Raw genomic sequence first — 16,144 nt, forward strand, 5'->3', positions numbered from 1 at the left:
ATGAGCCTCCGAAATAAAAAAACTTTTTGTCTTTTTGAAGAAGATGAAATGCTCTTAGAGGAGGCTTCTTCAGAAAAATTTTGGTTACCTGAAGAAGAGGAAAAAAGGTCTGGAGTTAAAGACGAAGACCCTATAAAGATTTATTTTAAGGAAGTTTTTTCTCATAAACTTCTTACCAAAGAAGATGAAATAAGGATAGGGAAGACTATAGAAGAAAAAGAAAAGGAAATATTGAATGAGGTCTTTAGCTATTATGCTACTACTGCCAAGTTTTTTCATCTGGTTATTCAATCAGAAAGATATGGCAAGTTAGGCCTGCTTTTTAAGGACTGTGATGAATTACAAAAACATAAAGAAAAGTTTAAACATTGGATACAAAGTTTAAAGCAAAGCTTAAGTGACATTTTAGAGTCTTTTAATTCTCATGGTGTTAACCCTGAGCTGTTGGAAAAGACCATAGAACTTATTTATCAAGTAAGACCAAGTAAACTGCTCTTAGATGAGCTTTGTTGTGAGATTTTAGAAACCTATCAAAGGGTTAACAACCTAAATAGATTAAAAAATAAACTACAAACTAAATACGAGATCAAACCTATCACGATAGAAAAAATTTTTTCAGTTAACAGAAGACAGATTAATTTTCTTCGTTTAGCAAAAAGATTCGCTATCGATAAGATAGATTTAGATAAGCTGGTTAAAGAAGTAAACGAACATCGTAAGTTTATGAAACATTTTGATGAATTCTTTGGAGAACCTTTAGAGAAAGTATACCAAAGCGGAGAGAAGATTTATAAGGCTTTTCAAGTTATCAAGGCCTGTAAAGAGGAGTTAGTAAAAGCTAATCTAAGACTTATCATCTCTATAGCCCGCAAGTATTCTCCTAAAGGGATGTTTCTTTCTGATTTAATACAAGAAGGAAACATAGGGCTTCTTAAAGCCATAGAAAAATTTGATTACCGAAAAGGATTTAAATTTAGCACTTATGCAACCTGGTGGATAAGACAATCTATCACCAGATATCTGGCAGAAAATACCAGGACCATAAGGATTCCTCTTCATATAATAGAAACTATATACAAAATCAGTAAACTTATTTCTAATAAGTTTTATCAAGAATATGGCAGAGACCCAACTTTAGAGGAACTTTCTAAAGAAACAGGCCTTTCTATAGAAAAACTTAACTATATATTTAAGATCATGAAACAACCTATTTCTCTGGAAACCAACATAGGTGAAGAAGACGATTCTACACTAAGAGATTTTATAGAAGACCAAAAAGCTTTAAAACCTGATGAAATTACCTTTAACCAAGCTTTATCAGAAAAAGTAAGAGAACTTCTAAAGAGTTTGTCCCCTAGGGAAGAAAAAATTATAAGGCTCAGATTTGGAATAGGTGAAAGAGAATCCTACACTTTAGAGGAGGTTGGAAACAAGTTTGGGGTTACTAAAGAAAGGATCAGACAGATAGAAAACATCGCCCTGCGTAAACTTAAACATCCTCAAAGGATAAAGTTTTTAAAGAATTTTCTTATTTATAGTTCTTAACGTATGGATGTTGAGAAAAAGATTCTTTCTGTTATCCAAAAAGATTTTCCTTTAGAAAATAGACCTTTTTTACGCTTAGCTGAAAAGATTGGTTTAGAAGAAGATTTTTTTTTAGAAAAAGTTAGGGAGTTACAAGAAAAAAGAATAATAAGGCAGATTTCTGCGATTTTTAATCCTGGTTTTTTTGGACATAGGTCTGGGCTTTTTGCCTTAAAGGCTAAGGAAGAAAACCTTCTTCAGATAATAGAGATCATAAACAGTCATCAAGGGGTAAGTCATAACTACTTAAGATCTCATGATTACAACCTCTGGTTTATTTTAGTAGTGCCCCCAGGAAAAGACCTTTTGACTGAGGCAAAAAATCTTTGTAAGCGATGTCAAGTAGAAGATTTTTTATTTTTACCTGCTTTAAGGGTCTTTAAGATATCTACGGTTTTAGAAGTAGAAGGTTACGAAAACGAAAAAAACGAAGAGATAGGGTTTCAAAAGCAAACAGAGGAAAGTTTTTCAGAAAAAGATGTTTGGTTTGTTAAACATCTTCAAGAGCCTCTTCCTTTGATAAAAGAACCTTTTAAACCTATAGCTGAAAAACTCGGTGTCAGAGAAGATGAGATTTTTTCTTGGTTGATGGAAGTGAAAAAGCAAGGCGGTTTAAGAAGGTTAGGGGCCTTGGTAAAACATGACCGCTTAGGATATAAAACTAACGTCATGGTAGCCTGGAAGGTACCTCAACAAAAGATAGAAAGTTTTGTTAAAGAAGTTACCAGGAAAGCCTTTATCACTCATTGTTATGAAAGAAAGACCTATCCTTTTTGGGATTATAACCTGTATACGATGTGTCATTTTAAAAACGAAGAGGAAATAAAGTTGATAGAAGAACTGGCTCAAAAAATAGATATCACCGAATATCTTATGCTTACCACCTTAAAAGAATTAAAAAAGGTTAGGTTAAAACTTTTTTATGACGATGTTTTTACCGCATAAAGTAAGAATAGAGATATCTTAAGCTTATAAAAAGTACCAACGCTGTTATGATAACCCTTATAAGCTTTTGAGGCATTTTTTTTTGAGCTTTAGCTCCTAAATATAGTCCAGCTGCTCCTCCTAAACCTAAAAGAGCTCCAAGCGCCCAGTCTGGTGGATTCCCTCCAAAGGTAAAAACCAATACTCCCACGACTGAGGTTAAACAAGTTCCAAAAAGAGTGGCCCCAGCAAACACGTAAGGAGGTAGGTGAAAAAACCCAAGCAAGATAGGGGCCATCAACGCCCCTCCTCCTATCCCATAAATACCACCTATAATCCCTATAAAAAAAGCAACCAGAGATATAGCTAAAGAACTTACTTGGTAGGTTTTATGGTCATAGATGAATGCTAAGGTTTTCCAGTTAAACTGGAGAAGTTTTGGAGGTTCTGGAGAAAAAGAGGCATCTTTTTTAGGAGGAAATATGATATCATAAAGAAACTTTAAGCTTATTACCAAAAGTACAGCTCCAACCAAAAGCTTAAATCTTAACAGTTCCTGAAAATAGCCTATTCTTAAAAAATATCCTATAATCACACCAGGTAAGGTGCCTACAGCAATTATTAAGGTTAACGGATAGAAAAAACGTTTTTCTTTCCAGTACCTATAGACCCCAAAAGGAATGGCAAACACGTTAAAAAGATGGTTGGTTGCACTAACCGCAGGAGTGGTAAACCTAAGGACACTTACCTGAAAAGGTAAAAGTAAAAAAGCACCGCTTATTCCTCCAGAGGCACAGAGAAAAGAGATGACAAAAGCAACTAAAGGAGGTAGTAGAAGAGAGGTGGTTACCCCTGAAGTCTTAAAGGTTACAACCCAAGGTAAAGAGGTTAATAAAAGGTCTAAGAGATTATCCATTTTCATAATAAAACCTCAATCGTTGATATCTTGCTTTACAGTCAGAATACCAAGAGGCTTGTTGTGGTCCTAATTCTAAAGCTTTTTGATAGTTTTTTAAGGCTAAAGAGAATTGTTTTTGAGTTTCATAAACTCTACCTTTATAATAATAAGAAATCCCGTTAAAAGGAATAAGCTGTGAGGCCTTTTCTAAGTAAACAAGGGAATTACTTAATTCTCCTATCTTGAAGCAGGAAATACCTGCGATTAGCTGAGCTGAGAAAAAGTTAGGGTCTATTTCTACAGCTTTAATGGCATAGTTTTTTGCACCCTCAAAATCTTTCTTTTCTAACCTAATAGAAGCTAAATAAACTAAAGCTACAGTGTTTTGAGGATATAAACTTAAGGCTTCTTTAAAATAAGCTTCTGCTGCATCGAAGTTCTTTTTCTTGTACTCAGCCTTACCTTTGGATACTTGTTGGTAAGAAGGTTTAGTGCTAACCAACAAGTTTTTTATTTTTTGAAATTTTTCGGTGTCAGAGATAAAGGCACCAGAGGGTTTAAAGGTGTTGATATAGTTTTGAGCTTCTTTAATTCTCGTTTCAGGTAAGGGGTGGGTAGAAAGCCATTCAGGAGGTCGTTCTTTTTCCATCTGTTTAAACTTTTCAAAGACCTCTATCATGCCTTGCGGAGAATATCCTGCTTTATAGGCAAAGAGAAAACCATAGTAGTCTGCCTCTTTTTCTTGATCTCTACTAAACTTAAGCTGGAGTAGTGAAGCAGACACAGCCCCTAATTTTAACAAAATTTCTCCTGTAAGGTCTTGTGGGACTAACAGGCTTCCTATTTGAAGAAGAAAGTTTAGGGCCAGCTGTTTTTCTAACATTTTTACATGATGTTTAGCGGTTATATGTCCTATTTCGTGGGCTAAAACCCCAGCAAGCTGACTTTCTTTGTCTAAGGTTAAAAGTAGACCTCTGGTAACTATCACCGGACCTCCTGGTAGAGCAAAGGCATTTACCACGTCAGAGTTTACTACATAGAATTTATAAGGGAGCTTTCTTTCAGAAAACCTGGCAAGCCTTTGTCCTAAGCCTGATACATACTCTTGCACCATTTTCTCAGGATAAAGCCCATCATATTCCTCTATAGCAGGATAGACATATAGGTTCCCTAATTCTATCTCTTTTTCTTCAGGAATTAAGTTTAAAAAAGGTCCGTTAGAGTTGGCACAACCAGAAACAAAAAGCACCAAAAACAGGTAAATGGTTGTTAAAAATTTTTTTAAAAAAATGTCTTTTGTACTTTTAATCATAAAAAATTGATTTAAAATTAAAACCTCTCAAAAAATTTCGAACCAAGGCACAACTCAAAAAGGTAATTATTTATAAACATATTATAAAAATTAAAGTTTAATAAGTCAACGACAAATTTTACCAAAAAATAAAGAATAAACAAAAAAATTTAAAGCTTTTAGGGTTTTAATCAGGTTATTATTAGATAATTAAAAATTTTTCAAAATTTTACAGGAAAAATCTTGACAAATTTTTTTTCTGATATATTTTAAAAGCCGACTTGAGGTTTAATCTAACTTAGGTTAGGGGGGATATAAAGATGAAAGAGATGGAAAAGTTTGAGTATGGTTTTGGTCAGCATTTGGTGATAGATGGTTATGGTGCTAACAGAGAAAAGCTTATGGATTTAGATTTTATATATAATTTTCTTAGTAAATATCCTGAAGAGATAGAAATGACCAAGATTATGCCTCCCTATGTGTTTAAATATTATGCTCCTGTGCCTGAGGACTGGGGTATTTCTGGGTTTGTTATCATCGCAGAAAGCCATATAAGCATCCATACCTTCCCAGAGAAGCTTTACCTCAGCATCGATGTATTTTCCTGTAAACCTTTTGATGCTGACAAGGTTATCAGTGACGTTACCCGAATTTTTGAAATCCAAAAGAGCGAGATAAAGTTTTTTGACAGAGGTCTTGAGTTCCCGCGTTCTATCAGGGCAGTAGAAAAGTTTATCAAGATGGAAAGAAAGGACCTTATAATATAGGTTTATGAAAATTTCTTTTTTAGGGCTACCTGACCATCCTCAGGCCAAGGTAGCCCTTATCCCAGCTCCTCTTGAGTATTCTACCTCTTGGAAAAAGGGCACAAAAGAAGCTCCCTTAGAAATCCTTAAAGTAAGTCCTAACATGGAGTTTTTTGACGAAGAATATTTCTTAGACCCTTCAGAAAAGATGGGGTTTTTTACCTATCCGGTAGAGGAGTTATCCTTTGACCCTGAAGAGGCGCTAAAAGAGATATCTCAAAAAGTAGAGGAAACTCTTAGTTTAAATAGATTCCCGCTAGTTATCGGAGGAGAACATACGGTTACTTTAGGAAGTATAAGGGTTTTAAAAAAGTTTTTTCCTAGGTTAAAGGTGGTTCATCTTGATGCTCATTTAGACCTTAGAGACCGGTATAACCATAGTTCAATCACCCATGCTACAGTTATGAGAAGGATTTATGAACTTGGTGTTCCTGTTTTAAGCATAGGAATTCGTACTCTGTGTAAAGAAGAGTATGAGTTTATAAAACAGGAAAACTATCCTGTCATTTGGGCTAAAGATTTAAAGGTTGATCTTAAAGAATGCCTTAAAAAGATAGAAAGTTTTCTCAAAGATGGTTATATTTTCCTTAGTTTTGATATGGATGTGTTTGACCCTGCGGTAGCCCCTGGGGTTGGAACTCCTGAACCAGGAGGGATTGATTGGTGGGAAGCGTTAAACATACTTAAAATCCTGGTAAAGCATCGGTTGATAGGTATGGATTTGGTTGAGGTAAAGCCAGACCCTGGGAATCCTGTTACAGAGTTCTTGGCAGCTAAACTTATTTTTAAGGTAGCTGTATATCTGGCCGCTAAAAATGAAGGACTTTTATAATCGATATGCTAATCTTCTTTTTGAGGTAGCTTTTCTAAAGAGAGTAGAAAGGACAGGATATCCCTATCTTGGTACAGGGCATGAAAATGTAGCCTCTCATTCCTTTGGAGTTGCTTTTATTTCTTGGATACTTTCAGAGCTTGTAAAAGAAAAAGTAGATAAAGAAAAGCTTTTCAAGATAGCCTTAATACATGACCTTCCAGAGACAAGGACTGGAGATTTTAATGCTTTAAACAAGCTTTACAACCAAACTGACGAAAAAAAGGCTCTTGAAGACGCCTTTCAGGGTATACCCTTAAGTGAGGAAGTTCTTGAGCTATGGAAGGAGTATAGAAGCCTAAACTCTTTAGAGGCAAGACTGGTTCATGACGCAGACGTAATCGACCTTATCATACAGCTTAAAGAACAAAAGGACCTCAATAACCCTTATGCTCAAAAATGGATCGATTATGCCAAGCCAAAGTTAATCACCGAGGTTGCTAAAACCCTGGTTGAAAGTATTTTAGAAACTGATTGGTGTAGCTGGTGGTATGATTTTTTGATAAAAAACAATGACCTCTACCGTAAAAAACATCAACGCTAACCTCTGCACTCGTTGTGGCAAATGTGTTCCTCATTGCCCAACCTACAGGGTTTTTAGGTCTGAGACTTATTCCCCACGAGGTAGGTTATTTTTTTTTCAAAGAGGAATATATCATCAGTCCCTTGAGGCTTGTTTGTTTTGTGGAAAATGTGAAAGGGTGTGCCCCAACAGGGTTGGGTTTGTAGAGTCAGGCCTTGAAATTATAAAGGATAAAAAAGAACCCATAATTTTGAAAGAAGCCTCTGACCTTATAGGGGGTCATCCCCTACAAATCCTATCTAAACTTCGGTTTTTAGACAGGTTTGACAAGATATTACCAGAAAAAGGTAAAGTTAACCCTAAAAAGATCTATTCTTTTAAAGAAAATCAGGGAAAACCAGATTTGTTGGTTTATTTTTCTTGTGACTTAAAACATCTTTATCCTCAGGTTTTAGAAAAATTTTTAAGTTTGCTAAAGAAGAAAGGAATAAACGTTTGGGTAGTTGAGGACTCTGAATGTTGCGGGGCGCATTTTTTAAGCTTAGGGTTCCCCTCTTTGGTAAAACAAAGGGCATTAAAAAACCTTAAGGTTTTGCAAGAAGTAGAGGCTCCTGTGGTTTTTTTCTGTGCTACCTGTCTCTGGATGTTTAAAAAGGTCTATCCTAAGTTTTTCGAAGGCACCTCTTATGAAAAGGATTTTTTAGATTTAGCTAAAAGGGGAATTTTTGCCTATAAAGCCCTTTCTTTGTTTGGAGAAGAGGAGTTAAAAGTTTTAGCTGATAGGTCAAAGGATAGTTCTGTTCTTTTTCATCTTCCTTGCCACTTGACAGAAGAGTTTTCTTTGGTAAAAAATAAAATAAAGGTAAGTGAGTTTTGTTGTGGTTCTCCAAAGATTTCTCTTTATTGGGAAGGTTTTCCGGAGAAATATAAACGGGTTTGGATTCAAAACTTAGTAAAGGTAAAGGTTGTTGCCACATTTTGTGCCGGTTGTTTTCTTAATTTTAACATGGTATTAAGCTCACCTCCTCAGATAAAGCATTGGTTAGAGTTGTTATGAGTGCCTATCCCTCTTATCTTAAACTGATGGAAACCGGAGAGATAGATAAAAGGATAGAAATTCTTTATGCCAAGCTTGAAAGTTGTGACCTTTGTCCCAATCGGTGTGGGGTTAACAGGCTCAAGGGGGAAAGAGGTTTTTGCAAGGTTTTACATAAGCCTATGATTTCAAGTTATGGCCCTCATTTTGGAGAAGAAAGACCTCTGGTAGGGGAAAACGGTTCTGGAGCTATCTTTTTTACTTACTGCAATATGGCTTGTGTTTATTGCCAGAACTGGGAAATCAGTCATTTAGGAGAAGGGGACTTATTAGAAGTAGAGGATTTAGCAAGGATCATGATTATCCTTCAGGTCTGGGGCTGTCATAACATCAACTTAGTTACTCCTACCCATCAAGTTCCTTTCATTGTAAAGGCTATAAAGTTAGCAGCAGAAATGGGGCTAAGGCTTCCGATTGTTTATAACTGCGGAGGTTATGAATCTTTAGAAACTTTAAGATTATTGGAAGACATAGTAGATATTTACATGCCTGATATCAAATATATGGATGATAAAATTGCTTTAAAACTTTCTAAAGTAAAAAACTACTCTTCTGTGGTAAGGGAAGCTGTAAAAGAGATGCATAGACAGGTGGGAGATTTGGTGATAGAAGGGGGTATAGCCAAAAGAGGTTTGATTGTAAGACATTTAGTTTTACCTGAAGACCTTTCTCAGACAGAAGAGGTGATTAAGTTTATCGCTGAAGAGGTTTCAAAGGATACCTACTTTAACCTTATGGATCAGTACAGACCTTGTGGAGATGCCTGGAAATATCCTCCCCTTGATAGAAAGATTACCCAAGAGGAATGGAAAAGAGCCTTAGGTTGGGCAAAAAAGTATGGGCTTAAGCGTCTTGATGATCGCAGGGCAAGGTTTTGGGATCTGTAAGGTTGTATATGTATGAGGGTTTAAAGATCTTTGCTGTTGGAGACATTCATGGATGTCTGGAAAGTTTAGAAGCCTTGCTGGAAATCTTGCCGATTAACTGGGGAAAGGATCTGTTGATTTTCTTAGGTGATTACATAGACCGGGGAGAAAATCCGAGAGGGGTGGTAGAAAAAATTATAACCTTAAAAAAGAAGTATCCAGAGCATGTAATTACCCTTAAAGGAAACCACGAGTTGATGTTTGAATGGTTTTTAGAGGGGAAAAACGTGGAACTTTTTTTCTATAACGGAGGAGAGGTCACTATTAGTCAGTATTATAATTCAGAAAAACGAATGGTTGAGCTTCCTTTAGAGCATCAGATTTTTTTTCAGGAGTTAAGGTTGTTTTTTGAGTGTGAAGATTACTTGTTTGTGCATGCTGGGATAAATCCTTATAAGAGTTTGAAAGATCAAACAGAAGAAGATTTTTTATGGATAAGAGGGCTCTTTTATGAGTCAAAAAAGGTTCTACCTAAAACAGTAGTTTTTGGTCATACCCCTTTTCCAACTCCATTTTTAGGTCCTGATAGGATAGGTATAGACACAGGTTGTGTGTATGGAGGTTTTCTAACGGCGGTTATGTTACCAGATATAAAATTTTTTCAGGTAAAATGTAAAAGTAGGAGGTAGCCATGTCGAAAGACGATGGAGACAGAAAACTTTCCTGGCGAGAGATAGACAAACTAAAGTCTCAAAGTGGTTTAAGTAAAATCAGAAAAAAACTTGAAAGAAAAGATAAGGCTTCCTCTGGGATAGACACCAAAAACAAACAAAAATACCTTAAAGAGCTTGATAAACTTTTTGTAGATAAAGAAGAGCTGGAAAAGCAGAGTTTTTTAGAGCGGTTACACCAGCAATATGAAAATAAGAATTTCAAAAAATTAGCCAAAGAGTTTGTGGAAAGATATGGGTTGCCTGAAGATTGGCGGACCCTTATGCTTTTTTTAGACCTGGACGACAAAAATTTGGTAATCAAAACCTTAGAAAAAATAAAGGAACTTTTTCCTCAAAGGACTACCACAGAAAAACAGGGTATGCTTTCTAAGCTAAAAACGTTGGTGCTTACTTCTAAGGATGAAACCATAAGTTTTAAGGTAGAAACCCTTCTAAAGGAACTTTCCCTTTGATTAAGGAATATATCGAAGAATTTTTGTCTTATCTTTTGGCAGTAAAAAATGCTTCTTTCAACACGATTGTTTCCTATGGGTATGACCTGAGAGATTTAGAAGAGTTTTTACAAAAAAAAGGCGTGTTAAATGTAGAAACCATAGGCAATCTCAACGAATACTTAGAGTATTTGAAGACCAAAGGTTATAATCCTTTTACCGTGGCAAGAAAGCTTTCAAGTCTTAGGAGTTTTTTAAAATTTCTACAGGTAGAAAAGGGACTTACCATCGGTTCGGATTGGTTTGAAAACCCTAAACTTCCGATGAGACTCCCTAAGGTATTAAGTATTGATGAGACAGAAAGGTTGTTGTCTCAACCAGACCTGACCCATCCGTTGGGATATAGAGATAGGACGATGCTTGAGGTGATGTATGCCACAGGCCTCAGAGTTTCTGAATTGGTAGAACTAAAGATCAAGGATTTCAACCTTGAGTTAGGTTTTTTAAGGGTTATGGGTAAGGGTGGAAAAGAGAGGCTTGTTCCGATGGGAGATTATGCCCTTGAGTTTTTAAAGGGCTATCTTTATAACATAAGGCCTTTGTTTGCCAACCCTAAAAGTAAAGACTATGTGTTCTTAAACCGAAGGGGAGGTCCTCTTACCAGACAAAGATTTTGGCAGTTAATTAAACAGTATGCCTTAAAAGCCGGGATAGACCCTGAAAAGGTTTCTCCTCATGTGTTAAGACATTCCTTTGCTTCTCATCTCCTGCAAGGAGGGGCAGACTTAAGAGCCCTTCAACTTATGCTTGGACATAGTAGCTTAGCTACCACCCAGATTTATACCCACTTAGACTACAAGAGGCTTAGAGAAGTTTATGACAAACATCACCCAAGGGCCTAAGGTTTATCCTGTTGATTTCGAAGATTTTTTAGATTTTGTGGCTAAGGAAGAGGAAACCAAAGAATTTTTGGATAGACTTAGGAAGTTAGCCAAAAAGAGAGGAGAGTTTTTGTATTTTGCAGGAGGGGTGGTAAGGGATTACCTCCTTTTTAAAAAAGGCAAACTAAACCCACAAAGTTCTAAAGATTTTGATATCGTTTTAGAGGGAAACTTAGAGAAGTTTTTACAGGAACTAAACGAAGACCTAAACAAAGAAATCCTTTTTAAGTCTCAATTTCTTACCTACAAAGTAAGATTTTTTTTAGACGGAGAACCTCTGGAGGTGGACTTTATCACAGCAAGAAGAGAGGTTTATGAAGAAATTGCCCAGCTTCCTAAGGTTTTTCCTTCTAACTTCATGGACGACCTTTTAAGAAGGGATTTTACGATAAATGCTTTAGCCATAGGGCTTTCTGCTCCTTATGAAGGGCTTTTGCTTGACCTGTTAGACGGTTTAAAAGACCTTGAAGCTTCTCTTGTTAAACCCTTGCACCTTAACTCGTTTGTGGAAGATCCTACCCGTATTTTTAGGGGGATAAGGTACAAAGTAAGGCTTGGATTTGATTTTTCTGAGGAGTTTTATCAGGCTTTAGAGGTTTGTTATCAAAAGGAAGCTTTAAAAAAGCTTTCTTCTGCAAGGTTGGCCAATGAGCTGAAACTTTATTTGTTTAAAGAAGGGGAAGAGATTCTGTTAAAGCTCCTTGAAACTACTTATCAGCTTGAGGTTTTTAAAGAGGCAGGGCTTGAGGTAGCCAGGGAAAATTTTCCGTTACTTTGTGAGGTGTTAAAAGAGGTAAAAGAAGAGTTTAGTCCCAAAGAAAGGGAAAAGGTTTATTTTTTAGGGATGGTTGAAAGCTTAAGTGGTTTAGAGAGATTAGGTTTTAGTGAGGTAGAGATTACAAGGATTGAAAGTCTTCTCAATAACTTTAGAGGATTTTATCATAAAATAAACAGATTAAGTTTGAAAGAAAAGTTAGAGTGGTGGGATAAAGTTCGGAGGGAGTATCTTTGTGCTTTTGCAGTTATTTTCCCTGAACTTAAAGAAGAAATTTTTCGGTATTTAAAGGTTTATTCTAAGGTTAGACCTGAGTTAAACGGTGAAGATTTAAAAAAATTGGGTTTTAGATCAGGGAAAGAAATAGGAGAACTTTTAAAGATCCTTCGTTTAAAAAGGTTAGAAGGAAAGGTTAAAACTAAAGAAGATGAAATAGAGTTTTTAAAAAAGTTTTTGGTTAAAAATGAGTAGTAAAATTTGCTTTTTTTATTAAAATTAGCGTATAGATTAAAAAAACTAAGGTTTTTATATGAGGCTTAAAAAGAAGATTTTGTTCTGGCTTTTTGTTCAACTTTTTCTGTTCTTAGTTTTAAGTTGGGGGATTTATTCTGGTTTTTTTAAAAAAGTTTTACTTGAAATAGAAAAAAACTGGATTGCTTCAACAAGTGTAGAAATAGTAAAATACCTTGAAGCAGAGAAAAAGAGAGTTGAACTTTTAACCAGAGATTGGGCGGTTTGGGATGAGGCATATGAATTTTTACAGGATAAAAATCCTAATTTTCCTAAGTCAAACTTAAACAAGGAATCCTATGAAAACAACAAACTTTCTGTGATTATCTATCTTTATCCTGACGGAAGGGTAAAGGCAGGAGGTTTTTTTGATAAGAAAACTAGAGAGATCCTTCCTTTAGACCATTTATGGTTAGAGGAACACTATCGCTATTATCGTTCTCTTTACAAAGAGATAACCTTAACTTCTGTTTATACCGCGATTTCTTTTTATAAAAACGTTCCATCTATAGTCAGTTTTTATCCTGTAAGTGATTCAGAGGGCATAAAGGCACCTGTAGGGATTTTGGTTATGGTTTCTCCTTTAGACGAAGAGAAGTTAGATTTGATTAAACACATTTTTGGGCTTAGCGAAGTAAGTTTTGTTTATTATAAAGGTAGAAAGGTCGAGAATAGCATTAAATTTGATGAAAGAGGGTTTTATGAGGTTGTCACCACACTTAGAGATTTCTTTGGTAATCCTTTGATTCTGAGTTTTACTACTCCAAGGAAGTTGATGTTTGAAAAATATTTTTGGGAGTTTATCCTGATACAAGCCTTATTTTTAGCACTTATTTTTGGAATATATTATTTTTATATGATGAAAGTGTTAAAAAGGATACATTCTGTAAAAGATGAAATAGAACAGATTGCTCAGGGTAAAAAGGAAACGATCACCTTAAAAGGAGAAGATGAGCTTGTTGAACTGGTAGCACATTTTAACGAAGTTTATTCACTCTTAAAACTTCAGCTTGAAGAAATCAACCAAGCTAAGAAGATCTATCAGATGATAGCAGAACGTTCTAACTTGGTGGTTGCGGTATTTGATGAAGAAAAAAATTTGATATATGCAAACAGTTTATGGAAAAACTTGATGGACGATAAATCTTTATCTTCCTTTTTGTCTTTAATGGATTCAAAAGATTTAGAAAAAGATGAGAGTTTTGAGTTTTGTTTAAAAGTAAAAAATGGAAAAGAGGTGTGTTTCAGCTTTGAGATAATCCCTATAAAAGAATACAGTCTGTATTACTTAGTGATAGGATATGATGTTTCTTACTTTAAAGAAAGGGTGGAACAACTTTTTGATATAGCAACTAAAGATCAACTTACAGGACTTTATAACAGGGTATATTTAAAGGATGTTATCAAACGGATTTTCGAGTTGGTAAAGAGAGGGCAAAACTACTGTTTACTTTTTATGGATGTGGATTATCTAAAAGAAATAAACGATCAGTTTGGACACTTGGTAGGAGATGAATATTTAAAAGCTATAGCTGAGGTAATAAAGAAAAATACTCGGGCAGAGGACATTGCTGTTAGATGGGGAGGGGACGAATTTCTTTTAATTCTTAGAGCAGACCTTGAAGGGGTAAAAAAATTAGCTGAAAGAGTTTTACAGGAGGTTAAAAAAATCCGCATCAAAGCAAACGGAAAAGAAGTGGTAGGTTCTGTCAGTATAGGTATTATTAAGATAGAGCCAGATAGGGAGTTAGAGGAGTTGCTACTTAAAGTAGACCAGGCACTTTACAAAGCCAAGTTTGAAGGAAGAGGAGTTATTAAGGTGTTAAGTTAATGCCTACAGAATATTCATATTCGATAGGTAAACGTCTTTTTTTTATTTTAACTTTATTTTGGTTTTTGATAGGTTTAGGAACTGTTGGTTATATGGTAATCGAGGAATTAAGTTTTTTGGATGCTTTATACATGACGGTTATAACTTTAGCTACCGTGGGTTTTAGAGAGGTCAAAGAGCTTAGTGAAGTAGGTAAAGTTTTCACCATAGTTCTTATTGTCCTGGGTTTTGGGGTTTTTACCTATGCAGCCACAACCATTGCTCAAATTTTGATAGAGGGAGAGCTAAAAGATGTTTTTAACGAAAGGAGGAGAAGAAAGATGTTAGAAAAACTAAGAGGTCATTACATCATCTGTGGTTATGGAAGGATGGGAAGGATTATTGCAAAAGAACTTAAGGCTAATGGTAAGGAGGTAGTGGTGATAGAAAAAAATCTTGACCCTAAGGAAGAGGGATACTTATTTGTGATAGGAGATGCAACCAAAGATGAGATTCTTAAAGAAGCAGGCATTGAAAAAGCAAAAGGGCTTGTATCAGTCCTTTCTTCAGATTCCGATAATCTCTACGTGGTGTTAAGTGCCAGGGCTTTAAACCCTGACCTTTTTATCATAGCCAGGGCTGCAGAAGAGTCAGCCAGAAAAAAACTAAAGATGGTAGGGGCAAACAAAGTGGTATGTCCTTATCATATAGGCGGTTTAAGGATGGCTCATACTATTTTAAAGCCTAATGTGGTTGACTTTTGGGAGTTTATAACCAGCTCAGAATACCTAAACGTGGACATAGAAGAAATTTATGTATCAGAAAAATCTCCTTATGCAGGTAAGACACTGAAGGAAGCAGAAATAGGCAAGATTTTCGGAGTAATTATCGTAGGAATAAAAAGACGAGAAGGAAAGATAGAGTTTAATCCTTCTGCAGAAAGCTATATCATGCCTGGAGATATTCTTTTAGCTATAGGACCTCCAGATAAACTTGAATTACTTGAGAAAGAGATGACTAATGGGTAGAAAGAGGTTGATTAAAAATTTGGTTGTGATTTTAACTTTAACCTTATTTTTGTCTTCTTGTACCCTTAAAGAGCGTTTTCAGGAGTTTAAAGAGGACAACGTAGAGCGTGTTAAGGTTTTTCTTTCAAACCTACCTTTGGTGAGAAAATATGTTTCTCTTCATTCTCCACCTAAGGAGCTTTACCAAGAGATAAAAGGGATGATAGAATGGATAAAAGGAGCTAAGGTACCTGACCTTTATAAGGAAGAACATAAGGCTGTTTTAAAGGAGTGGGAACGTATAGAAGGGTATTATAAAAAGAAGTATTATAAAAAATGCGAAAGGGAGTTGAAAAGGTTTAAACCTAAGGTAGAAACTTTAAAAAACAAGCTTGAAACCTACCGAGAAACCCTTAAAAAGGAAGCGATGCAAAAATATCAAGCTGTGGAACAAAAGGCTAAAGAGATATTAAAAAACAAAAAAGGAGAAGAAAGGTTAAGGATAGAACTTTATTTATGGAAACTGAGGTCTTTGATAGCTTTAGAAGATTATGAAAAATTTAACCAAGAGATAGAAAATGCCCCTTTCTAAGCAGCCTCAATTTCTAAGAAATCTTTTTTGGATTTTTATTGCCTCAGGGGGTTTTGTAGGGTTTTTACCTGTTTGCCCTGGGACTTTGGGAGCTTTAACCGGGCTTATATATTTTTGGTTTATCAAACAGGCTGACCTGTTAACTCAGATTTTTTTAACGTTAAGCCTTTCACTCTTAGGGGTTTTATCCAGCCACTTGGCAAGTAAAATCGTTCGACAGAAAGACCCAGAATTTGTGGTGATAGACGAGATAGCAGGGATGTGGTTTTCCTTGATAGGCAAACTTAGCTTATTTGAATTTATTTTAGCCTTTGTAATTTTCAGGGTTTTAGACATCAGAAAACCATTTTTTATCGGTAGTTTAGAGAGTTTTTCTGGGGGATGGGGTATTATGTTAGACGATCTGTTGGCAGGGCTCCTTACCAACGCCATCGTAACCTTGTTAGTCTATGTTGTCAAATTTTCTGGTTTGATATAAACTTATC

General features: G+C 35.6%; 17 protein-coding genes. 15 read left to right on the forward strand and 2 right to left on the reverse strand.

Annotated features, from left to right (window positions below):
* Positions 1–1,545, forward strand: coding sequence for a sigma-70 family RNA polymerase sigma factor (locus tag PWP26_RS03095; RefSeq protein ID WP_301398940.1), 1,545 nt, complete (start codon positions 1–3; stop codon positions 1,543–1,545).
* Between the two features lie 3 nt (positions 1,546–1,548).
* The gene (locus PWP26_RS03100) at positions 1,549–2,529 is read left to right on the forward strand and encodes a hypothetical protein (protein ID WP_301398941.1); all 981 of its coding nucleotides are present in this window, start codon (positions 1,549–1,551) and stop codon (positions 2,527–2,529) included.
* On the opposite strand, the gene PWP26_RS03105 is transcribed toward PWP26_RS03100, so the two are convergent.
* Together PWP26_RS03105 and PWP26_RS03110 are read right to left on the reverse strand one after the other, a co-directional pair.
* Entirely contained in the window at positions 2,519–3,430 is a 912-nt protein-coding gene (locus PWP26_RS03105) for a sulfite exporter TauE/SafE family protein (RefSeq protein ID WP_287567988.1), read from the reverse strand. The genes PWP26_RS03100 and PWP26_RS03105 overlap by 11 nt on opposite strands.
* A complete protein-coding gene (locus PWP26_RS03110; protein ID WP_287567987.1) occupies positions 3,417–4,718 on the reverse strand; it encodes a M48 family metalloprotease in 1,302 nt (433 codons plus the stop codon). Before PWP26_RS03110 ends, PWP26_RS03105 begins: the two co-directional genes overlap by 14 nt.
* A gap of 299 nt (positions 4,719–5,017) precedes the next feature.
* Here PWP26_RS03110 and speD point away from each other — a divergent pair, with 299 nt between their 5' ends.
* The 13 genes from speD to PWP26_RS03175 are packed head-to-tail and all read left to right on the forward strand — an operon-like array spanning position 5,018 to position 16,137.
* Complete coding sequence (speD, locus tag PWP26_RS03115; RefSeq protein ID WP_273010446.1) at positions 5,018–5,464, forward strand: adenosylmethionine decarboxylase; 447 nt, start codon at positions 5,018–5,020, stop codon at positions 5,462–5,464.
* Between the two features lie 4 nt (positions 5,465–5,468).
* Positions 5,469–6,335, forward strand: coding sequence for an agmatinase (speB, locus tag PWP26_RS03120; RefSeq protein WP_287567985.1), 867 nt, complete (start codon positions 5,469–5,471; stop codon positions 6,333–6,335).
* The gene (locus PWP26_RS03125; RefSeq protein WP_038060947.1) at positions 6,319–6,918 is read left to right on the forward strand and encodes an HD family hydrolase; all 600 of its coding nucleotides are present in this window, start codon (positions 6,319–6,321) and stop codon (positions 6,916–6,918) included. The genes speB and PWP26_RS03125 overlap by 17 nt, the downstream gene beginning before the upstream one ends.
* Positions 6,887–7,954 (forward strand): (Fe-S)-binding protein, encoded by a 1,068-nt coding sequence (locus PWP26_RS03130; protein ID WP_038060944.1) that lies wholly within the window; start codon positions 6,887–6,889, stop codon positions 7,952–7,954. The genes PWP26_RS03125 and PWP26_RS03130 overlap by 32 nt, the downstream gene beginning before the upstream one ends.
* Positions 7,951–8,880, forward strand: a complete 930-nt coding sequence (locus tag PWP26_RS03135) for a radical SAM protein (protein ID WP_038060942.1) — start codon at positions 7,951–7,953, stop codon at positions 8,878–8,880. Before PWP26_RS03130 ends, PWP26_RS03135 begins: the two co-directional genes overlap by 4 nt.
* Before the next feature lie 8 nt (positions 8,881–8,888).
* Positions 8,889–9,548, forward strand: a complete 660-nt coding sequence (locus PWP26_RS03140) for a metallophosphoesterase family protein (RefSeq protein ID WP_038060939.1) — start codon at positions 8,889–8,891, stop codon at positions 9,546–9,548.
* Between the two features lie 2 nt (positions 9,549–9,550).
* Complete coding sequence (locus PWP26_RS03145) at positions 9,551–10,045, forward strand: hypothetical protein (RefSeq protein ID WP_287567983.1); 495 nt, start codon at positions 9,551–9,553, stop codon at positions 10,043–10,045.
* Positions 10,042–10,926 carry a site-specific tyrosine recombinase XerD gene (gene xerD / locus PWP26_RS03150; RefSeq protein ID WP_273010442.1) on the forward strand — a complete coding sequence of 295 codons (885 nt, stop codon included), beginning with the start codon at positions 10,042–10,044 and terminating at the stop codon, positions 10,924–10,926. Before PWP26_RS03145 ends, xerD begins: the two co-directional genes overlap by 4 nt.
* Positions 10,901–12,211, forward strand: a complete 1,311-nt coding sequence (locus tag PWP26_RS03155; protein ID WP_287567981.1) for a hypothetical protein — start codon at positions 10,901–10,903, stop codon at positions 12,209–12,211. The genes xerD and PWP26_RS03155 overlap by 26 nt, the downstream gene beginning before the upstream one ends.
* Before the next feature lie 58 nt (positions 12,212–12,269).
* A complete protein-coding gene (locus PWP26_RS03160) occupies positions 12,270–14,081 on the forward strand; it encodes a diguanylate cyclase (RefSeq protein ID WP_301398942.1) in 1,812 nt (603 codons plus the stop codon).
* The gene (locus tag PWP26_RS03165) at positions 14,081–15,088 is read left to right on the forward strand and encodes a TrkA family potassium uptake protein (protein WP_301398943.1); all 1,008 of its coding nucleotides are present in this window, start codon (positions 14,081–14,083) and stop codon (positions 15,086–15,088) included. The genes PWP26_RS03160 and PWP26_RS03165 overlap by 1 nt, the downstream gene beginning before the upstream one ends.
* Complete coding sequence (locus PWP26_RS03170; protein WP_038060935.1) at positions 15,081–15,659, forward strand: hypothetical protein; 579 nt, start codon at positions 15,081–15,083, stop codon at positions 15,657–15,659. The genes PWP26_RS03165 and PWP26_RS03170 overlap by 8 nt, the downstream gene beginning before the upstream one ends.
* Positions 15,646–16,137, forward strand: coding sequence for a phosphatidylglycerophosphatase A (locus PWP26_RS03175; protein ID WP_301398944.1), 492 nt, complete (start codon positions 15,646–15,648; stop codon positions 16,135–16,137). Before PWP26_RS03170 ends, PWP26_RS03175 begins: the two co-directional genes overlap by 14 nt.
* Positions 16,138–16,144: the final 7 nt, after the last annotated feature.

The organism is Thermodesulfobacterium sp., assembly GCF_030445475.1.
GTDB classification, from domain to species: Bacteria; Desulfobacterota; Thermodesulfobacteria; order Thermodesulfobacteriales; family Thermodesulfobacteriaceae; genus Thermodesulfobacterium; species Thermodesulfobacterium commune.